Below are 22,044 nucleotides of genomic sequence, written 5' to 3'. Positions count from 1 at the left end.
GGCGGCCCCCCGCCCGGATGTGACACTGTGGAGACGTGGCCACTCGCTCTCCTGCCGAGGCCTACGAGCAGGCTCGCACCCGCTCCTCGCACCCCCAGCTCTCGCGGTTCGCCGCCGAGCTGTCGTTCGAGCTCGACGACTTCCAGCGGCAGTCCTGCCTGGCCCTCGAGCAGGGTCACGGCGTCCTGGTCTGCGCGCCGACGGGCGCGGGCAAGACGGTGGTGGGCGAGTTCGCGGTGCACCTCGCCCTGGCCCGCGGCCAGAAGTGCTTCTACACGACGCCGATCAAGGCGCTGTCGAACCAGAAGTACACCGACCTCGTCGAGCGCCACGGCGCCGACGCGGTCGGCCTGCTGACCGGCGACGCGGCGATCAACGGCTCGGCCCCGGTGGTGGTCATGACCACCGAGGTGCTGCGCAACATGCTCTACGCGGAGTCGCCGGCGCTCGAGGGTCTCGCCTACGTCGTCATGGACGAGGTGCACTACCTCGCCGACCGCTTCCGCGGCGCGGTGTGGGAGGAGGTCATCCTCCACCTGCCCCAGCACGTGCAGATCGCGTCGCTGTCGGCGACGGTGAGCAACGCCGAGGAGTTCGGCGACTGGCTCGTCACCGTCCGCGGCGACACCACCGTCGTCGTCGACGAGACCCGTCCGGTGCCGCTGTGGCAGCACATGGTGGTCGGGCACCGGATGTTCGACCTGTTCGCCGAGGAGCGCCGCGGCGGTACGACGACGCTCACGGTGGACCCGACGCTGGTGCGCGCCGTCGCCGAGGTCGACCGCGGGCCCTCGATCCGCGGCGGCCGCGCCCGGTCCGGGCCCCCCGGCCGTGGCGGACGTCCGGGTGACCGACGAGGCGGGCCGGCGCGCTCCGGGCCGCCGGGACGCGGCGGGGGATCGGGCTTCCGGCCGCCGTCGCGTGTGGACGTGATCGAGCGCCTCGACGCCGCCGGGCTCCTGCCCGCGATCACGTTCATCTTCAGCCGGGCCGGGTGCGACGCCGCGGTGACGCAGTGCGTGCGCTCCGGGCTGCGGCTGACGGGCCCGGACGACGCGGCGGTCATCCGCGAGGTCGTCGAGCGCAGGACCGCGGGCCTGCCCGAGGCCGACCTCGACGTCCTGGGCTACTGGGAGTGGCGCGACGGCCTCGAGCGCGGCGTCGCGGCCCACCACGCCGGCATGCTGCCGGCGTTCAAGGAGACCGTCGAGGAGCTGTTCGTCCGCGGCCTCGTACGGGCGGTGTTCGCCACCGAGACGCTCGCGCTGGGCATCAACATGCCCGCGCGGACCGTCGTGCTCGAGAAGCTCGTGAAGTACAACGGCGAGGCCCACGTCGAGCTGACGCCGGGGGAGTACACCCAGCTCACCGGGCGGGCGGGCCGGCGCGGCATCGACGTCGAGGGCCACGCGGTGGTGCTCTGGGTGCCCGGCGTCGACCCCGAACAGGTCGCCGGCCTCGCCTCGACCCGCACGTACCCGCTGCGCTCGTCGTTCCGCCCCGGCTACAACATGGCCGTCAACCTCGTCGACCGCGTCGGGGTCGAGAGCGCCCGCGAGCTGCTCGAGCAGTCGTTCGCGCAGTTCCAGGCCGACCGCAGCGTCGTCGGGCTGGCCAAGCGCCTCGAGCGCAACCGCGAGGCCCTCGCCGGCTACGCCGAGGCCGCCGGCGGGCGCTCCGGGGACGAGGGCGACTTCCGGTCCTTCGCCGAGTACATGGACCTGCGCCGCCGGGTGACCGAGCGCGAGAAGCTCCTGTCGCGCCAGGGCCGGTCGGCGCAGAAGGCCGAGGCCGCGGCGTCGCTCGAGGCGCTCAAGCCCGGCGACGTCATCGCCGTCCCGGGCGGCAAGCGCGCCGGGCTGGCCGTCGTGCTCGACCCGGGCATCGACCGCAGCCCCCGCGACCAGGAGCCGCGCCCGCTCGTGCTCACCGAGGACCGGTGGGCCGGGCGCCTCTCGCTCGCCGACTTCCCCGAGCCCGTCGCGGCGCTCGGCACGATGAAGCTGCCGCGCAAGATGGACCACCGCGTCCCGCGGCTGCGGCGCGACCTCGCCAACGCGCTGCGCGAGACGGGGATCGAGCCGCCGACCCGGTCGGGGTCGGCCCGCCGCCGCAGGGGCGCCGACAACGAGGACCCCGAGCTCGCGTCGCTGCGCCGTGCGCTGCGCGCCCACCCGTGCCACGGACTGGCCGACCGGGACGACCGCTCGCGGTGGTTCGAGCGCTACCAGCGCCTCGAGCGCGAGACCGAGCAGCTCCAGGACCGCGTGCGCTCGACGACGCACTCGCTCGCCCGCACGTTCGACCGCATCCGCGGGCTGCTGGGTGAGCGCGGCTACCTCGACGACGAGGACGTCACCGAGAACGGGCGTCGGCTCTCGCGGCTGTGGGGGGAGTCCGACCTGCTCGTCGCCGAGTGCCTGCGTCACGGTGTGTGGCGCGGGCTCGGCCCGGCGGAGATCGCCGCGGTCGCGTCGTCGCTGGTCTACGACAGCCGCCGCGACGACGGCGGCGTGCCCCGTGTGCCCGAGGACGCGACGTCGGCGGTGGAGCAGACCGTGGCCCTGTGGCACGACCTCGTCGCCGACGAGCGCCGCCACCGCCTCGACCGCACCCGCGAGCCCGACCTCGGCTTCGCGTGGCCGGTGCACCGGTGGGTGCGCGGCGACTCGCTCGCGGTCGTGCTCGCCGGGGCCACGTCGCACGGCACCGAGCTGTCCGCGGGAGACTTCGTGCGCTGGTGCCGGCAGGTCGTCGACCTGCTCGACCAGATCCGCGCCGTCGCCGGCAACGAGGACACCGTGGGCCGGGCCGCGGGCGACGCGGTCCGCGCCATCCGGCGCGGTGTCGTCGCCGTGGGGGAGGGCTAGGGCCGTGAGCACGCCGCCGGAGGAGCCGAGCGCCGGGCCGGAGTCGCCCTGGGCGCCGCCCGCGGCGGGGGGCACGGAGGGCTCGCAGGCGGAGCGTTCGGCGGAGGACCCGAGGCCGAACGGTGCGGGGCCGGACGGCCCGGCTCCCGGGAGCGCGGCCACCCGCGACGACACCCCGCCCGAGGGGCTGCCCGCGCCGACGGAGCCGGCGACCGCCGCCGGCGAGCCGAGCCCGTGGGCGCCGCCCGGCGGCTCGGCGCCACAGCAGCCCGGCCAGCAGCAGCCCGGCCCGGCCGAGCAGCCCTGGGCCCCGCCGTCCGGTCCGTCGACGGGGTACGGCCAGGCGAGCTACGGGCAGCAGCCGGGGTACGGCCAGGCCGGCTACGGCCAGATCGGCCAGCAGACCGCCGCCTGGGGTCCGCCGGGACAGGGACCGCAGCAGGGCTACGGACAGCAGGGCTACGGACAGCAGGGCTACGGACAGCAGGGCTACGGACAGCAGGGCTACGGACAGCAGGGCTACGGACAGCAGGGCTACGGACAGCACCAGGGCCACGGCCCCCAGCCCGGCTACGGCCCGACCGGCTACGTGCAGCAGCCCGCCCCCGGCCCCGGGCCGAACCCGACGTCGGTGTGGGCGGCGCCCGGCACCGCGACGGGGTGGGGCCGGCCCGGTCCCGGCTGGGGTGGCCCGTACCCGCCGCAGCCCCGCAAGCCCTTCCCCTGGAAGGCGCTGGGCCTGGTCGTCGCGGCCCTCATCGTGATCGCGCTGATCGTGCTGGGGCTCCTGGCGTTCGTCGTCGGGCCGCGGTTCGCGCGGGTCGACGTCCTCGACGCGGACTCGGTGACGCAGGGCGTCACGCGGGTGGTCACCGAGGACTGGCGCCGCCAGATCACCGGGGTCACGTGCCCGTCGGACCAGGAGGTACGGCCCGGGGCGACGTTCACCTGCTCCGCGACCGTCGACGGCCGGCCCGCCCAGGTGCCCGTCTCGATCATCGACGCGAGCGGCACCTACTCGGTCGGGCAACCACGCTGATGGCGACGCTCGACGACGTCCGCCGTCTCGCCCTGGCCCTGCCGCGCACCGACGAGGCGGTGTCGTGGGGGTCGGCGACCTGGCGGGTGTCGAAGAAGGGCTTCGTCTGGGAGCGCCCGCTGCGCCGCTCCGACGAGGCGGCCCTCGAGGCCGCGGGCGTGCCGCTGCCCGAGGGCGACGTGCTCGGCGTGCGGGTGGCGGACCTCGGCGTCAAGGAGGCGCTGATCGCCGACGACCCGGCCGTCTACTTCACGACGCCGCACTTCGACGGTTTCCCCGCGGTGCTCGTGCGTCTGGAGCGGATCGGGGTCGACGAGCTGCGCGAGCTGGTGGAGGACGCCTGGGTCGACCGCGCGCCGAAGACCGTCGCGAAGGCCTGGCTCGCCGAGCAGGGCCGCGGCCAGGACGGCTGACCCGCCCTACTCGCCCCGCAGCGCCGAGACGAGCCGGTCGACCGAGCCGGTGAGGTTCCAGCGCTCGGCGAGGGCCGCGAGCGCGTCCGGGTCCGCGGGCTCGTGGGGCAGGGTGCGTCGCTCGCCGGTCCAGTCGATGGGGGCGTCGGGGGCGACGCGGACGACCTCGGGCGCGACGACGAGGTACTCGCCGGCCCGCGCCATCTTCGCGCGCACGGCCGAGGACATGCGGGTGTCGGAGCGGTCGAGCACCGCGGAGATCATCTCGTCCCACGAGCCGAACTTGGAGATCACCTGCGCCGCGGTCTTCTCCCCGATGCCGGCGACCCCGGGCAGGCCGTCGGAGGGATCGCCGCGCAGCATCGCCATCTCGGCGTAGCCGTCGCCGGCGCGGGCGACGGGCACGCCGTAGCGGGCGGCGACGTCCTCCGGCCCGTAGAGCTCGTACTTCGACACCCCGCGGGCGATGTAGACGATGCGGATCGGGGCGGGCTCGTCGCGGACGAGCTGCAGCAGGTCCCGGTCGCCGCTGACCACCTCGATGGCGTCGGTGGTCTCGGTGGCGCACAGGGTGCCGATGACGTCGTCGGCCTCGTAGCCCTCGGCGCCCGCGGTCGGGATCCCGGCGGCGGCGAGCGCCTGCAAGATGATCTCGACCTGCGGCCCGAGCTCGGGCGGCGCGGCCTCGGCGTCGGGGGCGCCACCGACGGGGGAGGACGGGTCGCCCATCGTGGGGTCGACGCGGTGGGCCTTGTACGACGGGATCGCCCGCACGCGGAACGCCGGACGCCAGTCGCGGTCGAGGCACGCGATCACGGCGCCGGGGCGGCGCTCGCGGACCAGGCGGGCGACCATGTCGCAGAACCCGCGGGCCGCGTTCACCGGCGTCCCGTCCTCGGCCGTCAAGGTGGCCGGGACCCCGTAGAAGGCCCGGAACCACAGGCTGGCCGAGTCGAGCAGCATCACCGGCGCGTCCATGAGCGGCAGCTTCCCACTCGACGCGGCAGGCTCGTGCGCGCCTGCCCGTGTTCCGACACGGACGGGCGCGCACGAGCCCGGGCGTCACGCCTCCGGCCGGCGCCCGCCGCCCGTCGACGGGCCGACCTCCGACGAGCCCGCCGGGCCGGGCGCCGCGGCCGCGCCGTCCGCACCGGACGCTCCCGGCGCGGCGGCGACGGCCTTGGCGTAGCGCGACCCGGCCGCGAGCAGGACGAGGCCTGCGCCGAGGAACGCCGCGACGCGGGCGAGGCCGTCGAGGGCGGTGAGGTCGAAGGTCACGAGCTTCACCACCGCGGCGATCACCAGCACGCCGCCGAGCACCCGCGAGAGCGAGTCCTTCAGGCCCCGCGCGAGCAGGACCAGCGCGATCGCGGTCCACGACACCGTCACGAGGACGTGCCCGACGAGGAACGCGTCGCGGGTCGGCGAGACCAGCAGCGCCGCGGTCACGACCGCACCGGCCGCCCCGTAGAGCGCGACGACGCCGAGCAGGCCGGCGGCCGTCGCGGCGCGGCCGCGGTCGCGCAGCCACCCGAGCCGCCCCAGCGCGACCAGTCCGACCAGGGCGACGGCGGAGAGCAGGAGGTCGACGACGAGGGCGGCGGCGAGCTCGCCGACCGCGCCCGCGGTGACGGCGCCGCCCGGCAGGGTGACGACGAACGGGCGGGCCGGGAAGCTCGCGACGAGCTCCATCGGCGCGTCCACCCCCAGCGCGACCAGGCCCCCGACGGCGCCCAGCACGGCGGCGGCGAGCAACGGGCCGGCCCGGCGGGTCACCGCCGCGGCGACGCCGAGCACGAGGGCCTCGGCGAGCAGGGGCAGCGACAGCGGGCCGGAGCCCATCGCGAGGACGGTCGCGACCAGCAGCGCGCCGGTGGCGCCGGCCCCGGCGACGAGAGCGAGCGCGCGGTGGCCCGTCGGAGCGCCGACACGGTCCAGGGCGACCACGGCGAGCAAGAGGGCGACCGCGACCCCGCCGGCGACGAGGGTGCCCGGGACGCGGGCCAGGCCGATGCTGACGAGCAGGACCGGCAGCACCGGGGCCCCGAGCACGGCCGTGGCCGTCACCCGGCCGGACGCGCCGAGCAGGACGGCCGAGACGCCGCCCGCGACGAGGACCGCGAGCACCGCGACGGTGGTGGCGAGGTGGGTGTCGGGGGCGCCGGCGAGCAGCCGGATCGCGGCGCCGAGGGCCGCGACGGTCGAGACGACGGCGGCGGTCGTCGCGACGGCGGGCCAGGTGCGCCGGCGGGCGACGAGCACCGCGGCGACCTGGGCACCGAGCACGAGGGCGACGAGCGTGGGCGTCGGTCCGCCGACGACCAGGGGAGCGGCCAGCCCGGCGGCGACCAGCACGCCGAGGGCGAGGCCCTGGTGGCGCCAGTGGTCGGCCAGCACGAGCCCGCCGGCGGTGACCGCCAGGGCGAACGGGGCGCCGAGCGCGAGGGGCAGGAGCCCGAAGAGGGCGACGGCGGCGGCGACGGTGAGGAAGAGCGTCGCCACGCCGGTCGCGGCGAGGGCGACCGCGGCGGTCGGTACGGCCGTGGACGGGTCGGGGGCGTCGGCGGCCCGGCGCCGCACGCGCACCCCGATCCCGACCAGGGCCAGGCCGAGCACGGCGCCGCCGATCACCCGCGCCTCGGGCCCGAACCAGCCGCGTCCGGCGGCGAGGACGAGCAGCAGCACGACACCGAGCACCGTCGTGGCCGCGCCGGTGACCGCGAGCAGCTTGGCCGGCGACCAGGCGGCGCGGGGGGCGCGGGGCGGACGGGGCGCGCGCGGGGGACGAGCCGGCGGCCCCCAGCTCGGGGGCGGCGGGGCCCACGCGACCGGCGGGGCCCACGGTCCGGGCGGCGGGGGAGCCGGCAGGGGCGCCGGGGCGCTCGGCCGCGGGGCGCTCTGCATCGTCAGGAGGGTCGTGCGGATGCGGTCCACCTCGCGGGCCACGCCCGCGAGGTCGTCACCGAGGCGGGCGACGAGCGCGTCCTGCGGCACCGGGGTGTTCATGGCACGGAGCCTGTCCTGCCGCGACCGGCCCGCCCAGGGGAGGACTACTCAGTCCGGAGGATGAGTACCGCGTGACTCCCGCGACGAGCGGGCACAGGCCGGGTGCCAGTCCCGCACACCGGAGGGAGACCCACCATGGGTGACATCGCGTCCAAGCTCGACAAGGAATACGAGACCAAGTCCGCGCAGGAGATCGCCGACGCACCGGTCGCCGCCCTGCAGGGCGTGAGCGAGAGCGACGCCGAGAAGCTCAAGGAGGCGTTCAACATCAAGACCGTGCGCGACCTGGGCACGAACAAGTACTTCCTCTGGGCGCAGGCGTTCGCGAAGCTCGCCGAGTGATCCCGCGGGTGCGCCCCGGGGACCTGACCCGGGGCGCACCCCGCGCGGCCCCGCCTGTCCTAGGCTCGGCGACCATGAGCAGCACCCTCGCGTCCGACCGCGTGACGGCCCGGCTCGAGCGCGCCCGGGCCGCCGCCCGGCAGGCCGGGGTCGACGCCCTGGTGATCACGCCCGGGCCCGATCTCCAGTACCTCACTGGCGTCGTCAAGCACTCCCACGAACGGCTCTCGGCCCTGCTGCTGCCCGTCGACGGCGACGTCGCGTTCGTCGTCCCGACGCTGGAGCGTCCCGGCCTCGACGGCACCGCCGTCGACGCGATGGAGACGCTGACCTGGACCGACGGTGTCGACCCGCACGCCCTGGCCGCCTCCCGGCTCGCCACTTCCCCTACGGCGGGCGCACGGCGCGTGGCGGTGGTCGCCGACATGCCCGCCCTGCACGTCCTCGGCCTGCGTGACGCCCTGCCGCAGGCCTCGCTGGAGCTGGCGACGCCGGTGCTGCGCGAGCTGCGCATGCGCAAGGACGACGTGGAGGTCGACGCCCTGCGCCGGGCCGGCGCGGCCATCGACGCCGTGCACGCCCGGGTCCCCGGCTGGCTCGTGGCCGGGCGCACCGAGGCCGAGGTCGGCGCGGACATCACCGCCGCGATCCTCGAGGAGGGCCACACCGAGGCGGCGTTCGTCATCGTGGGCTCCGGGCCGAACGGTGCGAGCCCGCACCACGAGGTGTCCGACCGGGTGATCCAGGCCGGCGACGTCGTGGTCGTCGACATCGGGGGGCCGCTGCCGGAGGGCTACAACTCCGACTCCACGCGCACCTACGTGGTGGGGGAGCCGGGCGACGAGGTCCGCGACGTGTACGCGGTGCTCCAGCGCGCGCAGGCGGCGGCGGTCGCCGCGGCGCGTCCCGGCGTCACCGCCGAGAGCGTCGACGAGGCCGCCCGCGCGATCATCCGGGACGCGGGGCACGGCGAGTACTTCGTGCACCGCACCGGGCACGGCATCGGCCTCGAGGTGCACGAGGAGCCCTACATCGTGGCCGGCAACGACCTGGTCCTCGAGCCGGGGATGGCCTTCAGCATCGAGCCGGGGATCTACTTCCCGGGGCGCTGGGGTGCCCGCATCGAGGACATCGTCGTGGTCACCGACGACGGCTGCGAGCCGGTGAACCGGCAGCCCCACGACCTGCTCTCGTGCTGACGGCCCACCCCGAGCCCGCCCGGACGACACCCGCACGCTCCGCCCGGGGCGCCGTCTGGCTGCGCCTGCTCGGCGCGGTCGTGGCGGGGCTCCTGCTCTACGTCGCGTTCCCGCCGTTCGGCGCCTGGTGGGCCGCGCCGCTGGGCCTCGCCCTGGTCGTCGCCGTCGTCGACGGGTGCCGGGTGCGGACCGCCTTCGGGCTCGGCGCGCTGGTCGGCGTCGCCTACCAGCTGCCGCTGCTGAACTGGACCGGCGAGTACGTCGGCGCCGTCTGGCTGCTCCTGCTCGTCGCCCTGGTGGTGGTGGTCGCCGTCCCGGTGGCGCTGTTCCCGCTGGTGACGCGCCTGCCCGGCGCGCCGGTGTGGGTGGCGTGCCTCTGGGTGGCTGGCGAGGCCCTCATCGAGCGGTGGCCCTTCGACGGCTTCCCGTGGGCGAAGATCGCGTTCGGCCAGCCGGGCGGGCTGTTCGCCCCGCTCGCCTCGCTGGGTGGCGCGCCGCTGGTGAGCGTCGCCGTCGCGCTGTCCGGGGCCGGCCTCTGGGCCCTCGTGCGCGCGCTGCGACCCCCACGGCGTCCCCGCGCCGCGGCGGGCGCCCTGGTCGCCGTCCTGCTCGGGCCCCTCGCGGGCCTCGCGACGCTGCCGTCGGTGCGCGCCGACACCCCGGGCCCCGCGATCACGGTGGCGGCCGTGCAGGGCAACGTCCCGCGCGCGGGTCTCGACTTCAACGCCCAGCGCCGGGCCGTGCTCGACAACCACGTCGCGCAGACCCGCCGCCTCGCCGACGACGTCCGCGCGGGCCGGACCCCCCGCCCCGACCTGGTGATCTGGCCCGAGAACGCCTCGGACATCGACCCGATCCGCAACGCCGACGCCGCCCGGGAGATCCGGGCCGTGACCGACGAGATCGGGGTGCCGGTGGTGGTCGGCGCGGTGCTGTCCGGCACCCGCGCACCGGACGGCACGCTGGTCCGGGGGCCGCGCAACGCCTCGATCGTCTGGGGGCCGGGCCGGGGTCCCGGCGCGACGTACGTGAAGCGCCACATCCTCCCGTTCGGCGAGTACATCCCGCTGCGTGGCGTCGCCGAGCTCGTCTCGCCGCTGGTCGACCGGGTCACCGACTTCGAGCCCGGCACCGGGACGGGCGTGCTGCCCGCCGGCCCGGCCCGGCTCGGCGTCGTGACCTGCTACGAGGTCGTGTTCGACGACTCCGTGCGCGACGCCGTCCGCGGCGGGGCCGACCTGCTCACGGTGCCCACCAACAACGCGACCTTCGGCTACAGCGACATGACCTACCAGCAGCAGGGGATGTCGCGGCTGCGCGCGATCGAGCACGACCGCGCCGTCGTCATCGCCGCCACGAGCGGGCAGAGCGCGATCGTGGCGCCCGACGGGACGCTCGTCGCGCGCACCGGGCCGCTGTTCACACCCGGGCTGCTCGTCGAGACGGTGCCGCTGCGGACGACCACGACGCTCGCCACGCGGCTGGGCCCCGGTCCGGAGTGGGTGCTGGTCGCGCTGGGGTTCGCCGCGGTGGCCGTGGGGCTGGTGCGGCGTCGGCGGGACGCCGCGTGACGGGACCGCGTCCGGACGGGGCCGACGTGCTGGTCACCGTCCCCACGTACAACGAGCGCGAGAGCCTCCCCGGCCTCGTCACGCGGCTGCTGGACACCCTGCCCGGGCTGCGGATCCTCGTCGTCGACGACGGCAGCCCCGACGGCACCGGGGCGCTCGCGGAGTCGATCGCCGCGACCGACGCCCGCGTGCGGGTGCACCACCACGCGCCGCGGGCCGGTCTCGGCGCGGCCTACGTGGACGCGTTCGGCGCGGTGCTGGACGGCGGGTGCGACGGCTTCGCCGAGGGCGTCGGCTGGATCGTGCAGATGGACGCCGACGGCTCGCACGCCCCGGAGGAGCTGCCCCGTCTGCTGGCGGCGGCCCGGGACGCGGACGTCGTCCTGGGCTCCCGCTACGTGCCCGGCGGCGGGACGGAGGGCTGGGCGTGGCACCGGCGCCTGCTCTCCCGTGCGGGCAACGTCTATTCGCGCCGGGCACTGCGGCTCTCGCTGCACGACGTCACCGGCGGCTACCGCTGCTTCCGGCGCGGCGCGCTGGCCGAGGTGGGCATGGCGACGGTCGCCTCGGAGGGCTACTGCTTCCAGGTCGACGTCGCGTTCCGCGTGCAGCGGGCGGGGATGCGGGTGCGCGAGGTCCCGATCACGTTCGTCGAGCGCGCCCACGGTGAGTCGAAGATGAGCGGCGCCGTCGTCCGCGAGGCGCTGTGGCGGATCACGTCCTGGGCCGTGCGCGACCGTGCGCGACGCCGGCGGGCGCGGCCCCGCCGACCGTGATGCCCGGCGATCCACGGAAGATGACGGACACTCAGTGTCTTGCGACGGCACGCCGCTGACACTCGAGGACACACGAAAGGCCGCCCCGGCGGCGCCGGGACGGCCTTGCGGTGTGAGTGCCTCAGGCGCTCTCGGAGCGGCGCTCCTTGAGCAGGCCGAGACGCTCGTCGAGCAGCTCCTCGAGCTCGGGCACCGAACGGCGCTCGAGCAGCATGTCCCAGTGGGTACGCGGAGGCTTGGACTTCTTCTGCTCGGGCTCGGTGCCGTCGATACGCTTGCCCTCGTCGCCGTGGAGGCGGCACTCCCAGGTCACGGGCGCCTCGGCGTCGTCCGAGAACGGCACCTCGAAGTCGTGGCCCTTGGGGCAGCGGTACGCGAAGGAACGGCGGGGGGCGAGGTCGTGGTCGCGGTCGGTCTCGTAGCTGACAGCGCCGAGACGGCTGCCACGGAGGACGCGGTCGGCCATGATGGTGTCCTTTCCTCGACTGCGAGTGCACCCGAGGACACATGGCCTCCGGGCACGCGTGGGTCAACGCCGCAGCATCACGGTTCGTTCCCGCGATGCCCGCCGTTCACCCCGTGCGTGACCCGACTCACGGGTGCACACCGGCCACGGAGTACCCCGACCGGCGCGCCTCCACACGGTATCGGGTCGTGCGCGATGAATTGAGCGCCATCCGGATCTCCGGTCAGGCCGGCGCGGTCCACGCCCCCCGGGTGACGAGCACGTCGCGCAGCCGGTCGGGCCGGTCGGTCATGAGCCCGTCGACGCCGAGGTCGAGCAGGCGGTGCATCTCGGAGGTCCGGTCGACCGTCCAGACGTGCACCTCGATCCCGAGCGCGTGCGCGGCAGCGACCATCGCGGGGTCGATCACCGTCAGGGCACCGAACCGTACCGGCAGCTGCGCGAGGTCACCGCGCACCCGGAGCACGCGGTCCAGCGGGCGCCGGAGCAGCGACGGCGTCACGGCCCGGCCGCGCAGCCGCAGCGCCGACCGGGACGCGAGCCCGGTGACCACGCGGGTGCCGAACCGCGACCGGACGGCCTCCACGCGGCTCTCGTCCATGCTGGCGACCGCCACCCGCTCGGCCACGTCGTCGCGTTCGAGCAGACGGAGCATCGGCGCGACGGTGCCCGGAGCCTTGAGGTCGACGTTGAACCGCGTGTCCGGCAGCGCCTCGAGCACCTCCTCGAGCCGCGGCAGCGGCTCACGCCCGCGCAGCCGCACGCCGGCGAGGTCGGCCCACGGCATCGTGCGCAGCACCCCGGGGTGGCCGGCGACGCGGCGCAGGGTCGCGTCGTGGTGCACGACGAGGACGCCGTCCGCGGTGGCGTGGACGTCGGTCTCGACGTGGGTGTAGCCCTCCTCGGCGGCCCGCCGGAACGCGGCCAGCGAGTTCTCCAGGCCCTCGAGCTCGCCGATGTGCCAGCCGCGGTGCGCGAACGCGCGCGGTGTCCGTCCGGCCAGGAACGGGTGCTGCGCCGGGGTCACGCTCGCGGAGTCTGCCCGCTGGGCGGCCATCCCGCGCACCGCAGTCGATCCGGGGCTCGTTCCCCGGACGGCGGCTGCGCAGCGCCGTGACCCGTGACACGTTCCGGTGGGGGCACGGGCCACCGTGGAGGCGTTCGTGCACATGCAGTAGTCTCGGCGATCACGCTGGGCTGAGGGGAGCGCAGATGCCGAAGGGGTCGGGGGGTGAGCCCTCCTGGTGGTCGTCCGGGTCCGTTCCCGACGACCTGCCGAGCTGGGCCCGCCGTGGCCTCGACGAGGCCCCCGAGGAGCTCGCGCCCTCGCCGCCGCCGCCTCCGACCCGCCACCGTCGGCGCGGCGCTGCTGCCGCCCCGGTCGCTGCCGGTGGCTCGCACCGTCTCCGGGGCTGGGGGCTGGCCGCCGCCTCGGTCGCCGCGGCCGCCGCCGTGGTCCCGCTGGCGGTCTCGACGCTGGCGAACAACGGCGGGAACACCGCCCTGCCGCGCGTCGGCACCTTCCCGGTCGTCGCCCCGGGCACGCTCCCGGACGGCGCCGTGCCCCCCGGCACGGGCACCCGCGGCCCGCAGCCGGGCTCGCCGGCCGACGCCTCGGTGCTCCCGCCGCTGCAGGACCCGAGCGTGGCGCTCGCCGAGCCCCCGCGCACCGTCACCGTCACGCCGCGGGTGCTGGCCCGCGACGCCGAGGACGAGACCACGACGCCGTCGACGCGCCGCACCACGACGACCTCCGCGGCCGAGGACGACGACGAGACCACGGCCGGCGGCAGCACCGGCGAGACCCGGACGCCCCGTGACACCGACGACGACGAGGGCTCGGGCGGCGGCTCCGGTTCCGGCGGCTCCGGGTCGGGCGGTTCAGGCTCCGGCGGTTCGGGCTCCGGCGGCGGTTCGGGCTCCGGCGGCGGTTCGGGCTCCGGCGGCGGGTCCGGCAGCGGCGGCGGGTCCGGCTCGGGCTCCCGCGGTGGCGGGATCGTCGGCGGGCTCGGGGACACCGTCGGCGGCGTGGTGAACGGCGTCGGCCGCGTCACCAACCGCGTGCTCGGCTGAGAGACCCGCGAGCAGCTCTCCACGTCGATCTCCCGAGAGTGCTGTGGGAGTTCCAGCTCCGACGGCCCTCCCGAGAGATCGAGAGGAGAGGTCGCGACTCAGCTCGCCGACGGCTTCTCCGGCAGGTCGGGGCGCTCGACACCCTCGCCGAGGGCCGCGGCGTAGAGGTCGCCGTCGGCCTCGATGCGGGCCAGCACGTCGGCGGGGGAGAAGGTCAGCTCCCGGACCTCGGTCGCCGCGGTCACCTCGTCCCACGTCAGCGGCGTCGACACCGTCGGTGCGCCGTTCGCCGCGCGCGCACGCATCGAGTAGGGCGCGACGGTGGTCTTCGCCGTGTTGTTCTGGCTCCAGTCGACGAAGATCTTCCCGCGTCGCCGGTCCTTGGCCATGATCGCGGTGACCGAGCGCGGGGTCTCGCGGGCCAGGAGCTCGGCCACGTTCTTCGCGTAGCCAGACGTGCGTCCCGGGTCGTCGACACGCACCGCGGCGCTGACCTGCATGCCCTTGCTGCCGCTGGTCTTCGGGCAGGGCGTGAGCCCGTCGGCGTCGAGGACGCCGCGCAGACGCTCGGCGAGCCGGGCGCAGTCGACCACCGTGGTGCCCTCGCCGGGGTCGAGGTCGAACACCAGCTCGTCGGGCGGCTGGACGACGTCGTCGTCGTCGACCCGCCACTGCGGCACGTGCAGCTCGAGCACCGCGAGGTTGGCGAGGTAGACCAGCGTCGCGAGCTCCTCGACCACCACGAAGTTGGCCGTCGTCGTGCCCCGGCTGCTGCCGGGCGTGGGGACCTCGACGCTGCGGAGCCACTCCGGCGCCTTGGCTCCCGCGTTCTTCTCGTAGAACGACGGGGCGGAGATGCCGTCGGGAAAGCGGCGCAGCGTCAGGGGTCGGCCGGCGAGGTGGGGGAGGATCGTGTCGGCGACCCGGGCGTAGTAGTCGATCACCGAGGCCTTGGGGACGTCGGGGTAGAGCTCCTTGTCGAGGTTGGACAGCCGCAGCGACCGGCCGCCCACCGCGACCCGCGGGGACTGCGCCGCCTTGTTCCGCGCGGGCGCCGGGGCGTCGGACTTCCGGCGCTGGACGAGCCAGTCCTTCTCGTCGTGGTCGCTCCTGCCGTCCCGGTCCGGCTTGAAGAAGACGAACCGGCCCTCCACCCGCTCGCCGTGCAGCGTCACCGCGACCTCGGTGTCCGACCACTTCTCGACCTCGTAGCGCCCGGCGTCCCAGATCGTCATGGCCCCGCCGCCGTACTCGCCGGCGGGGATCTCGCCGTGGAAGTCCAGGTACTCCAGCGGGTGGTCCTCCGTGTGCACCGCGAGCCGGGGCGCCCCGGGCTTGTCGGGCAGCCCCCGGGGCACCGCCCAGCACACGAGCACGCCCTCGCGCTCGAACCGGACGTCGTAGTGCAGGCGGCGCGCGTGGTGCTCCTGCACGACGAAGCGCTCCCCGGCGGGGGCCTCCCCGACCTCTCCGAACGGCTCCGGCGTGCGCGCCGGGTCCCGCTTCGCGTTGTACTCGGAGAGGTCGGGCATGCCGGATATCTACCCGACCTCGCGGCCCTGGTGCACCTCGGTCCCGGTGAACCCGAAGAACGCGAACATCGCCGTAGCGGTGTCGGGACCCGCGGGGTCGGCGTACTTCTCCCCGGCGCGGCCCCCGGACCAGTCGTGGCCCATGCCGTGCACCGTCCACGACTCCGCGAGCACCCGTCCGCCCGGCTCCGACCAGCGCTCCCGCGTCCAGCCGCGCCCGCCCTCGGTGCGCCCGGTCTCGCGGACGTGCTCGGTGGCGCCCTTCGCGACGAGCGCCGCCCGCACCACGGCCTCGCCGTTGCCGACCGCGACGGTGCGGTCGGCGTCACCGTGCACGACGATCAGCGGGACCGGACCGGCGTCCGTCACCGTCCGGGGCGGGCTGGACATCGCCGCGAACGCCGACCCGACGTCGCGCGCCGCGCCGTGGGGGAGCCCCGAGTGCACGCAGGCGCCGCAGAACAGGTCCGGGTAGGTCGCCGCCATCACCGCGGCCATCGCCGCGCCCGCGGAGAACCCGGCGACGGCGACGCGCGCCGGGTCGACGCCGTGCTGCGCGGTCACCTCACGGGTCACGGCGGCGATCATCGCGGGCTCACCCGCGTCCCGCGTCTGGTCGCCGGGGCGGAACCAGTTCCAGTAGCCCATCGCGTTCGCCGAGCGCGACTGCTCGGGGTAGGCGACGACGACCCCGGCGCGTTCGGCCGCCTCGTCCATCCCGGTGCAGGCGGCGAACGCGTCGGCGTCCTGGGTCCCGCCGTGCAGCATGACCAGCAGCGGGGCGCCGGTGGGGGCACCGGTGGGGACGTAGAGGCGGTAGGCCAGGCCGCCGGCGGCGCCGCGGGTGACGGTGCCGGGCGCGCGGTCGGACGTCCGGGCGCCGCCGGGTCGGGGCCCCGGCATCGAGAAACCGCCCGGCATCGAGAAACCGCCCGGCATCGAGCTCGTCGGCATCGTGAAGGCCGGCATCGGGCCCCCGCTCATCGGCAGGCCGCCGCCGAGGCGCTCCTGCAGGGCGGAGGTGGCCTCCATGAGCCGGCCCGAACGCATCAGGCGCGCGGCCTCGCTCGTCCCGTTCATCGCCGTCCCGGCGCGCAGGGTGTCGCGGATCAGCTTGGCGGTACGGAACACGGTGCCTCCAGGGACAGCGGTCAGACGATGCGGGACCCGAGCGCCGACTTGACGGCCCGGCTCGCGCGGAAGGCCCCGAGCACCTCGACCGAGGCGATCGTGGCCAGCGCGAGCTCGGGCGTGACGTCGTCGGCGACGGTGGCGAGCCCCAGCACCCGGATGTGCACCTGCTCGCCCCGGTCACGCATCGCCTCCAGCTCACGGCGGGAGAAGTGCTGCGTGCCGAGCACGAGGGTGCGGCGTGCGACCGTGTGCTCGATCGCGGGGGCGCTCGCCGTGAGCTGGTTGCGCACGGCGGTGCGGATGAAGTCGGTGCGGTTGGTGAAGTGTCCTTCCTGCACCAGGAGGTCGATCCGGCCGAGGTCGACCGGCCCGAGGTTCACGGTGATCTTCTCGGTACGGTCCGGCTCACCGGCCATCATGCCCTCCCCACGCCATCCATATGGATGGTGCACGGAGGGCGACGCGCACGCAAGTCCTAGGCGCGGGCGGCGTAGCGGTGCAGGACGAGCGACGAGTCGGCGAGCTGCCGGGTCCCGAGGAGCCGCAGCGGGACGCGAGTGGGTCCCGCCAGGAGCGGCATCCCGGCCCCGAGCAGCGCCGGACCGACCAGGACGTGCAGCTCGTCGACGAGACCCGCGACGAGCAGCGGGTTCCAGGCCCGGAAGCTGCCGAACGCGAGGACGTCGCCGCCGTCGCCCGCGGTCAGCTCGGCCACCGTCGCCGGCGCGTCGGCGCGCGGGACGACCCGGGTGATGTCCGCCCAGGGCGCGCCCGGCTCGATCACCAGCGAGTCCGAGACGACGACCTTCTCCAGCCGGTCGTGCTCGCGGGCGATCTCGCGCTGGCGCTCGTCCTGCGCCGGGTCGTCGGCCACGGCGGGCCAGTAGGACCGGAACTCCTCGTAGGTCTGCCGGCCGGCCAGCAGGGTGCCGGCGGCGCGGATCCGCTCGAGGGCGTAGACGTTGAAGCCCTCGTCGAAGGGCATGCCCATGAGCTCGCCCCCGGGTCCGGCGACGAACCCGTCGAGCGAGGTGATGGCGGTGACGACGAGGGTGCGCATGGTCGGTGCTCCTCCGGGTGGGCGCGCCGGTCGCGCGCTCTCGGTGCAGGGACGGAACCGACGCGGGATTCTCGACACGAGCGCGCCCGGTCTGGGTAGCGTCCTCGCCGTGACCACGACGGCGTCCGCCCCCGTCCCCGACGACGGGCTCGTCGTGGTGGTCAAGCAGGACTGCCCGACCTGCCAGCTGGTGGCGCCGGTCCTCGGGGACCTCGACGCCACCGTCTACAGCCAGGACGACCCGGGGTTCCCCGACGGCGTCCCCGTGGTCGACGACACCGGGCTCGACGCGAGCCTCGCGCTGGGCATCGACGTGGTGCCGACGCTGCTGCGCCGCCGGGCCGGCGCCGAGACCGACCGCGCCGAGGGCTGGGACCGGGCGCGCTGGCGGGAGCTCTCCGGCGTCGCCGACCTCGGCGCGGACCTCGCCGACTGGAAGCCGGGCTGCGGCTCCCGCACCCACGACCCGGCGGTGGCCGAGGAGCTGCTGGTGCGCACCCGCGGGCACGAGCTCCACGCCCGGCACGTCGAGCTCGCCGGGCTCGAGGACGAGGCCGAGGCGCTCTACGACCGCGGCTGGACCGACGGGCTGCCGGTGGTGGCGCCGACGCCGGCGCGGGTGCTGCGCATGCTGGCCGGGACGTCGCGCGCGCCCGACGAGGTCGTCGCCACCGTGCCCCCGAACCTCGTGCCCGCGACCGTCGAGAAGGTCGCCATCAACGCCGTCCTCGCGGGCTGCCGCCCCGAGTACCTCCCCGTGGTGCTCGCCGCCGTCGAGGCCGCCTGCGCCGAGGAGTTCAACGCCCACGGCCTGCTCGCCACCACGTGGGGCGCCGCACCGGCGGTCCTGGTCCACGGCCCGATCGCGCGCCGGATCGGGATCAACACCGGGGGCAACGCGCTGGGGCAGGGCACCCGGGCGAACTCGACGATCGGGCGCGCGCTGCAGCTGGTGATCCGCAACGTCGGCGGCGGTCGTCCCGGCGAGGTCGACCGCGCGACCCTGGGCCAGCCCGGCAAGGTCGGGCTCTGCTTCGCCGAGGACGAGGGCGGCTCGCCGTGGGAGCCGCTCTCGGTCTCGCGCGGGGTGCCGGCGGGATCATCGGCGGTGACGGTGTTCGCCGCCGAGGGCGCCCAGGGCGTCGTCGACCAGATCTCGCGGACGCCGGGGTCGCTGGCGCGCTCGCTCGCCCGGGGGCTGCGCGACGTCGGGCACCCCAAGATCGCGCCCGGGTTCGACGCGGTGCTCGTCGTCGTCCCCGAGCACGCCGCGGTCTTCGCCGAGGCGGGCTGGGACCGCGCCCGCCTGCACGCCGAGCTCGACAAGCTGCTCCTGCTGGCGCCCGAGGAGATCGCGCGCGGCGCCGACGGCATCGACGAGGGCATGCCGGCCCCGTCACGACCGCGTCCGAAGTTCCGTCCCGGCGGGCTGATGATCGCCGTCGCCGGCGGGGGAGCGGGGAAGTTCTCCGCCGTCCTCGGCGGCTGGGTCGGCGGCCCCGGCGGCAGCACGCCCGTCACCCGCGTCATCGAGGAGGACCCATGAGCTCATCGATCGTCCTGGACCCCACCGACGAGGCACGCCCCGCCGCGCGCACCGTCGGGCCGCGTCCCGACGACCTCGCCGGGCGCACCGTCGGGCTGCTCGACATCTCGAAGCCCCGCGGCGAGGTCTTCCTCGACCGCCTGGAGACCCTGCTCGCCGAGCGCGGCGCGGCGGTCCGGCGCTACGCCAAGCCGACCTTCACCCGCCCCGCGCCCGCCGACCTGCGCGCCGAGATCGCCGCCGAGTGCGACGTGGTGATCGAGGCCCTCGCCGATTGAGGCTCGTGCACGTCGTGCAGTGTGCACGACCTCGCCGCCCTCGAGGCCGACGGCGTGACGGCCACGTTCGTCGCGTCCACGGAGTTCGTCTCCGCCACCGACGCCCAGGCCCGCGCCCTGGGCTTCGCGAGCGTGCCCGCGGTCTACGTCGCCCACCCGATCCAGGACCGCACCGACGCCGAGATGGCCGCGCTCGCCGACGAGGCGCTCCCGCGGGTGCTCGCGGCGGTCACCGGGGACCCCGTCGGCGGCTGACCCGCGGGCAGGGTCGGACCCCGGTGCCGGGTCCCGGGGCGGGCGTGGTTGCCTGACCCGATGGCACCGGTGGGGTGGCGGCCACGGGGCCGCCGGCCGATGACCGGCCGGATCGCGCCGTCGTGGCGGCGTCTGCGCGAGACCCGGCGGCTCTACCGCGCCCGGCACGGTGACCACCTCGCCGCTGCGGTCACGTTCTTCACCGTGCTCGCCCTGGTGCCGCTGCTGATGCTCGCGGTGTCCGTGGTCGGGTTCGTCCTGTCCTCGAGCCAGAGCGTGTTCGCCCAGGTGGAGAGCCTCCTCGCGGTGGCGCTGCCCCAGCCGGTGAGTGTGGAGGTCGTCGACGTCGTCCACGTCGTCGTGGCCGAGCGCGGGACCCTCGGGGCGCTGGCGCTGGCGGCCGCGGCGATCTCCGGGTGGAGCTGGATCAGCCACCTGCGCGACGCCGTGACCGCGCTGCTGGGACGGCCGTGCCCGGAGCACCGGCTGCGCCACGCGGTCTCCGACGTCGGCGCGCTGCTGGGCATCGGCGTCGCGCTGGCCGTCTCGTTCGCGCTGGCGTCGCTGACCGGCGTGCTGGGGAGGCGGCTGCTCGACCTCCTGGGCCTGACCAGCACCCTCGGCGCCCGGGCACTGCTGGCGGTCGGTTCGATCGCGATCGGGCTCGCCGCGAACTGGCTGGTCGTGGCGTGGTGCCTGGCCCACCTGCCGCGTCCGACGCGTGCCCTGCGCCCCCTGCTGCCGGCCGCGGCGGTCGCCGCGGTGGGACTCGTCGTCCTGCAGCAGATCGGTGGCCTGTACTTCCGCCTGATCGGCACCTCGCCCGCGGTGGCGGCGCTGGGCGCCCTGATCGGCTTCCTGCTGATCGTCTATCTCGTGGTCCGCTGGTTGTTCCTCGTCACGGTGTGGACCGACACCCGCGCACCGGAATCCGTCTCGGATCCCAGCGAGGCCGGCCGCACCGGGATCGAGCTCGTCGCCGACCTGGTCGGCTGAACCCGCTCCACGCACCGTCCCGACGCGCCACCATCCCTCAGGTGGCGTACGGAACATCGGATTGCCGGTGCTCTCCGCCTCACGCCGGGCATACGCTGCTCCGCGAGATCCGGGAGGAGGCACCCAGATGACCGTCGGCGCGGACGCCGGAATCGCGCATCGTGAGGCCGTGGACGCCGTGCGGCGGGGGCTCGCGGAGCTCCCTCCGGACGCCCCGGTGCGGTTGCGCAAGAAGACGTCGAACCTGTTCCGATTCCGTGACGGCGGCGGCGGGCTCGCCGTCGACGGGCTGGACCGCGTGCTGTCGGTCGACCCGGTGGCCCGCACCGCCGACGTGGCCGGGATGACGACGTACTCCGACCTCGTCGCCGCCACCCTCCCGCACGGGCTGATGCCGCTCGTGGTCCCGCAGCTCAAGACCATCACCCTCGGCGGCGCCGTCGTCGGGCTCGGCATCGAGTCGACGTCGTTCCGCGACGGCCTGCCCCACGAGTCGGTGATCGAGGCCGACGTCCTCACCGGCACCGGCGAGATCCTCTCGACCGTCGACCACCCCGATCTCCTCGCCGGCCTGCCGAACTCCTACGGCACGCTCGGGTACGCGCTGCGCCTGCGCATCGAGCTCGCCCCGGTCCGGCCGTTCGTGCGGCTGCGCCACATCCGCTTCGACACCGCCGAGGAGACCGCGACCGCGCTCGCCGAGATCACGGCGACCGGGCGGTGGGCGGGGGAGCGGGTGGACTTCTGCGACGGCACCGTGTTCTCCCCGCAGGAGCACCACCTCTCGCTCGGCGAGATGGTGGACACCGCGCCGTACCTCTCGGACTACACCGGCCAGGGCATCTACTACCGGTCCATCCAGGACCGCGACACGGACTTCCTGACGATCCACGACTACCTGTGGCGCTGGGACACCGACTGGTTCTGGTGCTCGCGGGCCCTCGGCGTGCAGAACCCGGCGGTGCGGCGCCTGTGGCCGTCGCGCTACCGCCGCTCCGACGTCTACCGCCGGCTCGTCGCCCTGGACCGTCGCCTCGGCCTGTCCCAGGCGCTCGCCCGCCGCAACGGGGCGGCCGGGGTCGAGCCGATCATCCAGGACGTCGAGGTGCCGGTGGACCGGCTCCCGGGTTTCCTCGAGTTCTTCCACCGGGAAATCGGCATCAGCCCGGTGTGGTTGTGCCCGTTGAAACAGCGTGACGGGCGTGCGTGGCCGCTGTACCCCTTGGACCCCGCCACCACCTACGTCAACGTCGGCTTCTGGTCGGACGCCGAGCTCGCCCCGGGCCAGGCGCCCGACCACCACAACCGGCGCATCGAGGAGGTCCTCATGGATCTCGACGGACACAAGTCGCTGTACTCCACGTCCAGCTACCGGCGGGAGGAGTTCGACGCGCTCTACGGGGGAGCGACGTACCGCGAGCTCAAGGCGCGGTACGACCCGGACGGTCGCCTCCCCGACCTCTACACCAAGACCGTGACGGGCTAGGA

Annotated in this window: 20 protein-coding genes; 12 read left to right on the top strand and 8 right to left on the bottom strand. The window is 75.5% G+C overall.

Annotated elements, in window-relative coordinates; translation table 11 throughout:
• The first annotated feature begins 35 nt into the window (after positions 1–35).
• The 3 genes from PH191_RS11715 to PH191_RS11705 are packed head-to-tail and all read left to right on the top strand — an operon-like array spanning position 36 to position 4,322.
• On the top strand, positions 36–2,870 hold the full coding sequence (locus PH191_RS11715; RefSeq protein ID WP_274194788.1) for a DEAD/DEAH box helicase: 2,835 nt from the start codon (positions 36–38) through the stop codon (positions 2,868–2,870).
• A 4-nt stretch (positions 2,871–2,874) separates the two neighbouring features.
• Entirely contained in the window at positions 2,875–3,909 is a 1,035-nt protein-coding gene (locus tag PH191_RS11710; protein WP_274194787.1) for a DUF4333 domain-containing protein, read from the top strand.
• Complete coding sequence (locus tag PH191_RS11705; RefSeq protein ID WP_274194786.1) at positions 3,909–4,322, top strand: MmcQ/YjbR family DNA-binding protein; 414 nt, start codon at positions 3,909–3,911, stop codon at positions 4,320–4,322. Before PH191_RS11710 ends, PH191_RS11705 begins: the two co-directional genes overlap by 1 nt.
• Positions 4,323–4,328: 6 nt before the next feature.
• Here the strand turns inward: PH191_RS11705 and PH191_RS11700 are convergent, their stop codons facing one another.
• Positions 4,329–5,300 (bottom strand): 5'-3' exonuclease, encoded by a 972-nt coding sequence (locus tag PH191_RS11700; RefSeq protein WP_274194785.1) that lies wholly within the window; start codon positions 5,298–5,300, stop codon positions 4,329–4,331.
• Positions 5,301–5,384: 84 nt separating this feature from the next.
• A complete protein-coding gene (locus PH191_RS11695) occupies positions 5,385–7,328 on the bottom strand; it encodes a DUF2339 domain-containing protein (protein ID WP_274194784.1) in 1,944 nt (647 codons plus the stop codon).
• Between the two features lie 135 nt (positions 7,329–7,463).
• On the opposite strand from PH191_RS11695, the gene PH191_RS11690 reads away from it, so the two are divergent.
• From PH191_RS11690 to PH191_RS11675, 4 genes are all read left to right on the top strand, one after another.
• On the top strand, positions 7,464–7,670 hold the full coding sequence (locus PH191_RS11690; protein WP_133828686.1) for a hypothetical protein: 207 nt from the start codon (positions 7,464–7,466) through the stop codon (positions 7,668–7,670).
• Between the two features lie 74 nt (positions 7,671–7,744).
• Positions 7,745–8,869, top strand: coding sequence for a M24 family metallopeptidase (locus tag PH191_RS11685; RefSeq protein ID WP_274194783.1), 1,125 nt, complete (start codon positions 7,745–7,747; stop codon positions 8,867–8,869).
• Positions 8,863–10,440 carry an apolipoprotein N-acyltransferase gene (gene lnt / locus PH191_RS11680; protein ID WP_274194782.1) on the top strand — a complete coding sequence of 526 codons (1,578 nt, stop codon included), beginning with the start codon at positions 8,863–8,865 and terminating at the stop codon, positions 10,438–10,440. Before PH191_RS11685 ends, lnt begins: the two co-directional genes overlap by 7 nt.
• A complete protein-coding gene (locus PH191_RS11675) occupies positions 10,437–11,216 on the top strand; it encodes a polyprenol monophosphomannose synthase (protein ID WP_274194781.1) in 780 nt (259 codons plus the stop codon). Before lnt ends, PH191_RS11675 begins: the two co-directional genes overlap by 4 nt.
• 121 nt (positions 11,217–11,337) lie before the next feature.
• Here the strand turns inward: PH191_RS11675 and PH191_RS11670 are convergent, their stop codons facing one another.
• Both PH191_RS11670 and PH191_RS11665 read right to left on the bottom strand, forming a co-directional pair.
• A complete protein-coding gene (locus tag PH191_RS11670) occupies positions 11,338–11,682 on the bottom strand; it encodes an RNA polymerase-binding protein RbpA (RefSeq protein ID WP_274190467.1) in 345 nt (114 codons plus the stop codon).
• 223 nt (positions 11,683–11,905) lie between these two features.
• Entirely contained in the window at positions 11,906–12,709 is an 804-nt protein-coding gene (locus PH191_RS11665) for a glycerophosphodiester phosphodiesterase family protein (protein ID WP_420791797.1), read from the bottom strand.
• 185 nt (positions 12,710–12,894) lie between these two features.
• On the opposite strand from PH191_RS11665, the gene PH191_RS11660 reads away from it, so the two are divergent.
• Positions 12,895–13,755 carry a hypothetical protein gene (locus PH191_RS11660; protein WP_274194779.1) on the top strand — a complete coding sequence of 287 codons (861 nt, stop codon included), beginning with the start codon at positions 12,895–12,897 and terminating at the stop codon, positions 13,753–13,755.
• Between the two features lie 98 nt (positions 13,756–13,853).
• Here the strand turns inward: PH191_RS11660 and ligD are convergent, their stop codons facing one another.
• From ligD to PH191_RS11640, 4 genes are read right to left on the bottom strand one after another with little or no spacing between them, the layout of a single operon-like run.
• Positions 13,854–15,287, bottom strand: a complete 1,434-nt coding sequence (gene ligD / locus PH191_RS11655; protein WP_274194778.1) for a non-homologous end-joining DNA ligase — start codon at positions 15,285–15,287, stop codon at positions 13,854–13,856.
• Positions 15,288–15,296: 9 nt separating this feature from the next.
• Positions 15,297–16,418, bottom strand: coding sequence for an extracellular catalytic domain type 1 short-chain-length polyhydroxyalkanoate depolymerase (locus PH191_RS11650; RefSeq protein WP_274194777.1), 1,122 nt, complete (start codon positions 16,416–16,418; stop codon positions 15,297–15,299).
• Between the two features lie 20 nt (positions 16,419–16,438).
• Positions 16,439–16,840: a CopG family transcriptional regulator gene (locus tag PH191_RS11645; RefSeq protein ID WP_274194776.1), complete on the bottom strand. Its 402-nt coding sequence runs from the start codon at positions 16,838–16,840 to the stop codon at positions 16,439–16,441.
• A 56-nt stretch (positions 16,841–16,896) separates the two neighbouring features.
• Positions 16,897–17,481, bottom strand: a complete 585-nt coding sequence (locus PH191_RS11640) for a dihydrofolate reductase family protein (RefSeq protein WP_274194775.1) — start codon at positions 17,479–17,481, stop codon at positions 16,897–16,899.
• A 109-nt stretch (positions 17,482–17,590) separates the two neighbouring features.
• On the opposite strand from PH191_RS11640, the gene PH191_RS11635 reads away from it, so the two are divergent.
• The 4 genes from PH191_RS11635 (at position 17,591) to PH191_RS11615 (ending at position 22,042) form a co-directional block, all read left to right on the top strand.
• On the top strand, positions 17,591–19,027 hold the full coding sequence (locus PH191_RS11635; RefSeq protein WP_274194774.1) for a thioredoxin domain-containing protein: 1,437 nt from the start codon (positions 17,591–17,593) through the stop codon (positions 19,025–19,027).
• A complete protein-coding gene (locus tag PH191_RS29960) occupies positions 19,024–19,560 on the top strand; it encodes a UGSC family (seleno)protein (RefSeq protein ID WP_337994060.1) in 537 nt (178 codons plus the stop codon). The genes PH191_RS11635 and PH191_RS29960 overlap by 4 nt, the downstream gene beginning before the upstream one ends.
• Positions 19,561–19,659: 99 nt before the next feature.
• Positions 19,660–20,556, top strand: coding sequence for a YihY/virulence factor BrkB family protein (locus PH191_RS11620; RefSeq protein WP_274194771.1), 897 nt, complete (start codon positions 19,660–19,662; stop codon positions 20,554–20,556).
• Between the two features lie 127 nt (positions 20,557–20,683).
• Entirely contained in the window at positions 20,684–22,042 is a 1,359-nt protein-coding gene (locus PH191_RS11615) for an FAD-binding oxidoreductase (protein WP_274194770.1), read from the top strand.
• The last annotated feature ends 2 nt before the right edge of the window (positions 22,043–22,044 follow it).

Source organism: Actinomycetospora callitridis (assembly GCF_028737265.1).
Lineage (GTDB): Bacteria > Actinomycetota > Actinomycetes > Mycobacteriales > Pseudonocardiaceae > Actinomycetospora > Actinomycetospora callitridis.
The sequence above is the reverse complement of the archived record's forward strand: the minus strand, read 5'-3'. Positions and strand labels throughout refer to the sequence as shown.

Coding starts and splice junctions, on each gene's coding strand:
- PH191_RS11705 (WP_274194786.1), top strand. CDS start 3,909: ATGGCGACGCTCGACGACGTCCGCCGTCTCGCCCTGGCCCTGCCGCGC.
- PH191_RS11700 (WP_274194785.1), bottom strand. CDS start 5,300: ATGGACGCGCCGGTGATGCTGCTCGACTCGGCCAGCCTGTGGTTCCGG.
- PH191_RS11695 (WP_274194784.1), bottom strand. CDS start 7,328: ATGAACACCCCGGTGCCGCAGGACGCGCTCGTCGCCCGCCTCGGTGAC.
- PH191_RS11690 (WP_133828686.1), top strand. CDS start 7,464: ATGGGTGACATCGCGTCCAAGCTCGACAAGGAATACGAGACCAAGTCC.
- PH191_RS11685 (WP_274194783.1), top strand. CDS start 7,745: ATGAGCAGCACCCTCGCGTCCGACCGCGTGACGGCCCGGCTCGAGCGC.
- PH191_RS11670 (WP_274190467.1), bottom strand. CDS start 11,682: ATGGCCGACCGCGTCCTCCGTGGCAGCCGTCTCGGCGCTGTCAGCTAC.
- PH191_RS11660 (WP_274194779.1), top strand. CDS start 12,895: ATGCCGAAGGGGTCGGGGGGTGAGCCCTCCTGGTGGTCGTCCGGGTCC.
- ligD (WP_274194778.1), bottom strand. CDS start 15,287: ATGCCCGACCTCTCCGAGTACAACGCGAAGCGGGACCCGGCGCGCACG.
- PH191_RS11645 (WP_274194776.1), bottom strand. CDS start 16,840: ATGATGGCCGGTGAGCCGGACCGTACCGAGAAGATCACCGTGAACCTC.
- PH191_RS11640 (WP_274194775.1), bottom strand. CDS start 17,481: ATGCGCACCCTCGTCGTCACCGCCATCACCTCGCTCGACGGGTTCGTC.
- PH191_RS11620 (WP_274194771.1), top strand. CDS start 19,660: ATGACCGGCCGGATCGCGCCGTCGTGGCGGCGTCTGCGCGAGACCCGG.
- PH191_RS11615 (WP_274194770.1), top strand. CDS start 20,684: ATGACCGTCGGCGCGGACGCCGGAATCGCGCATCGTGAGGCCGTGGAC.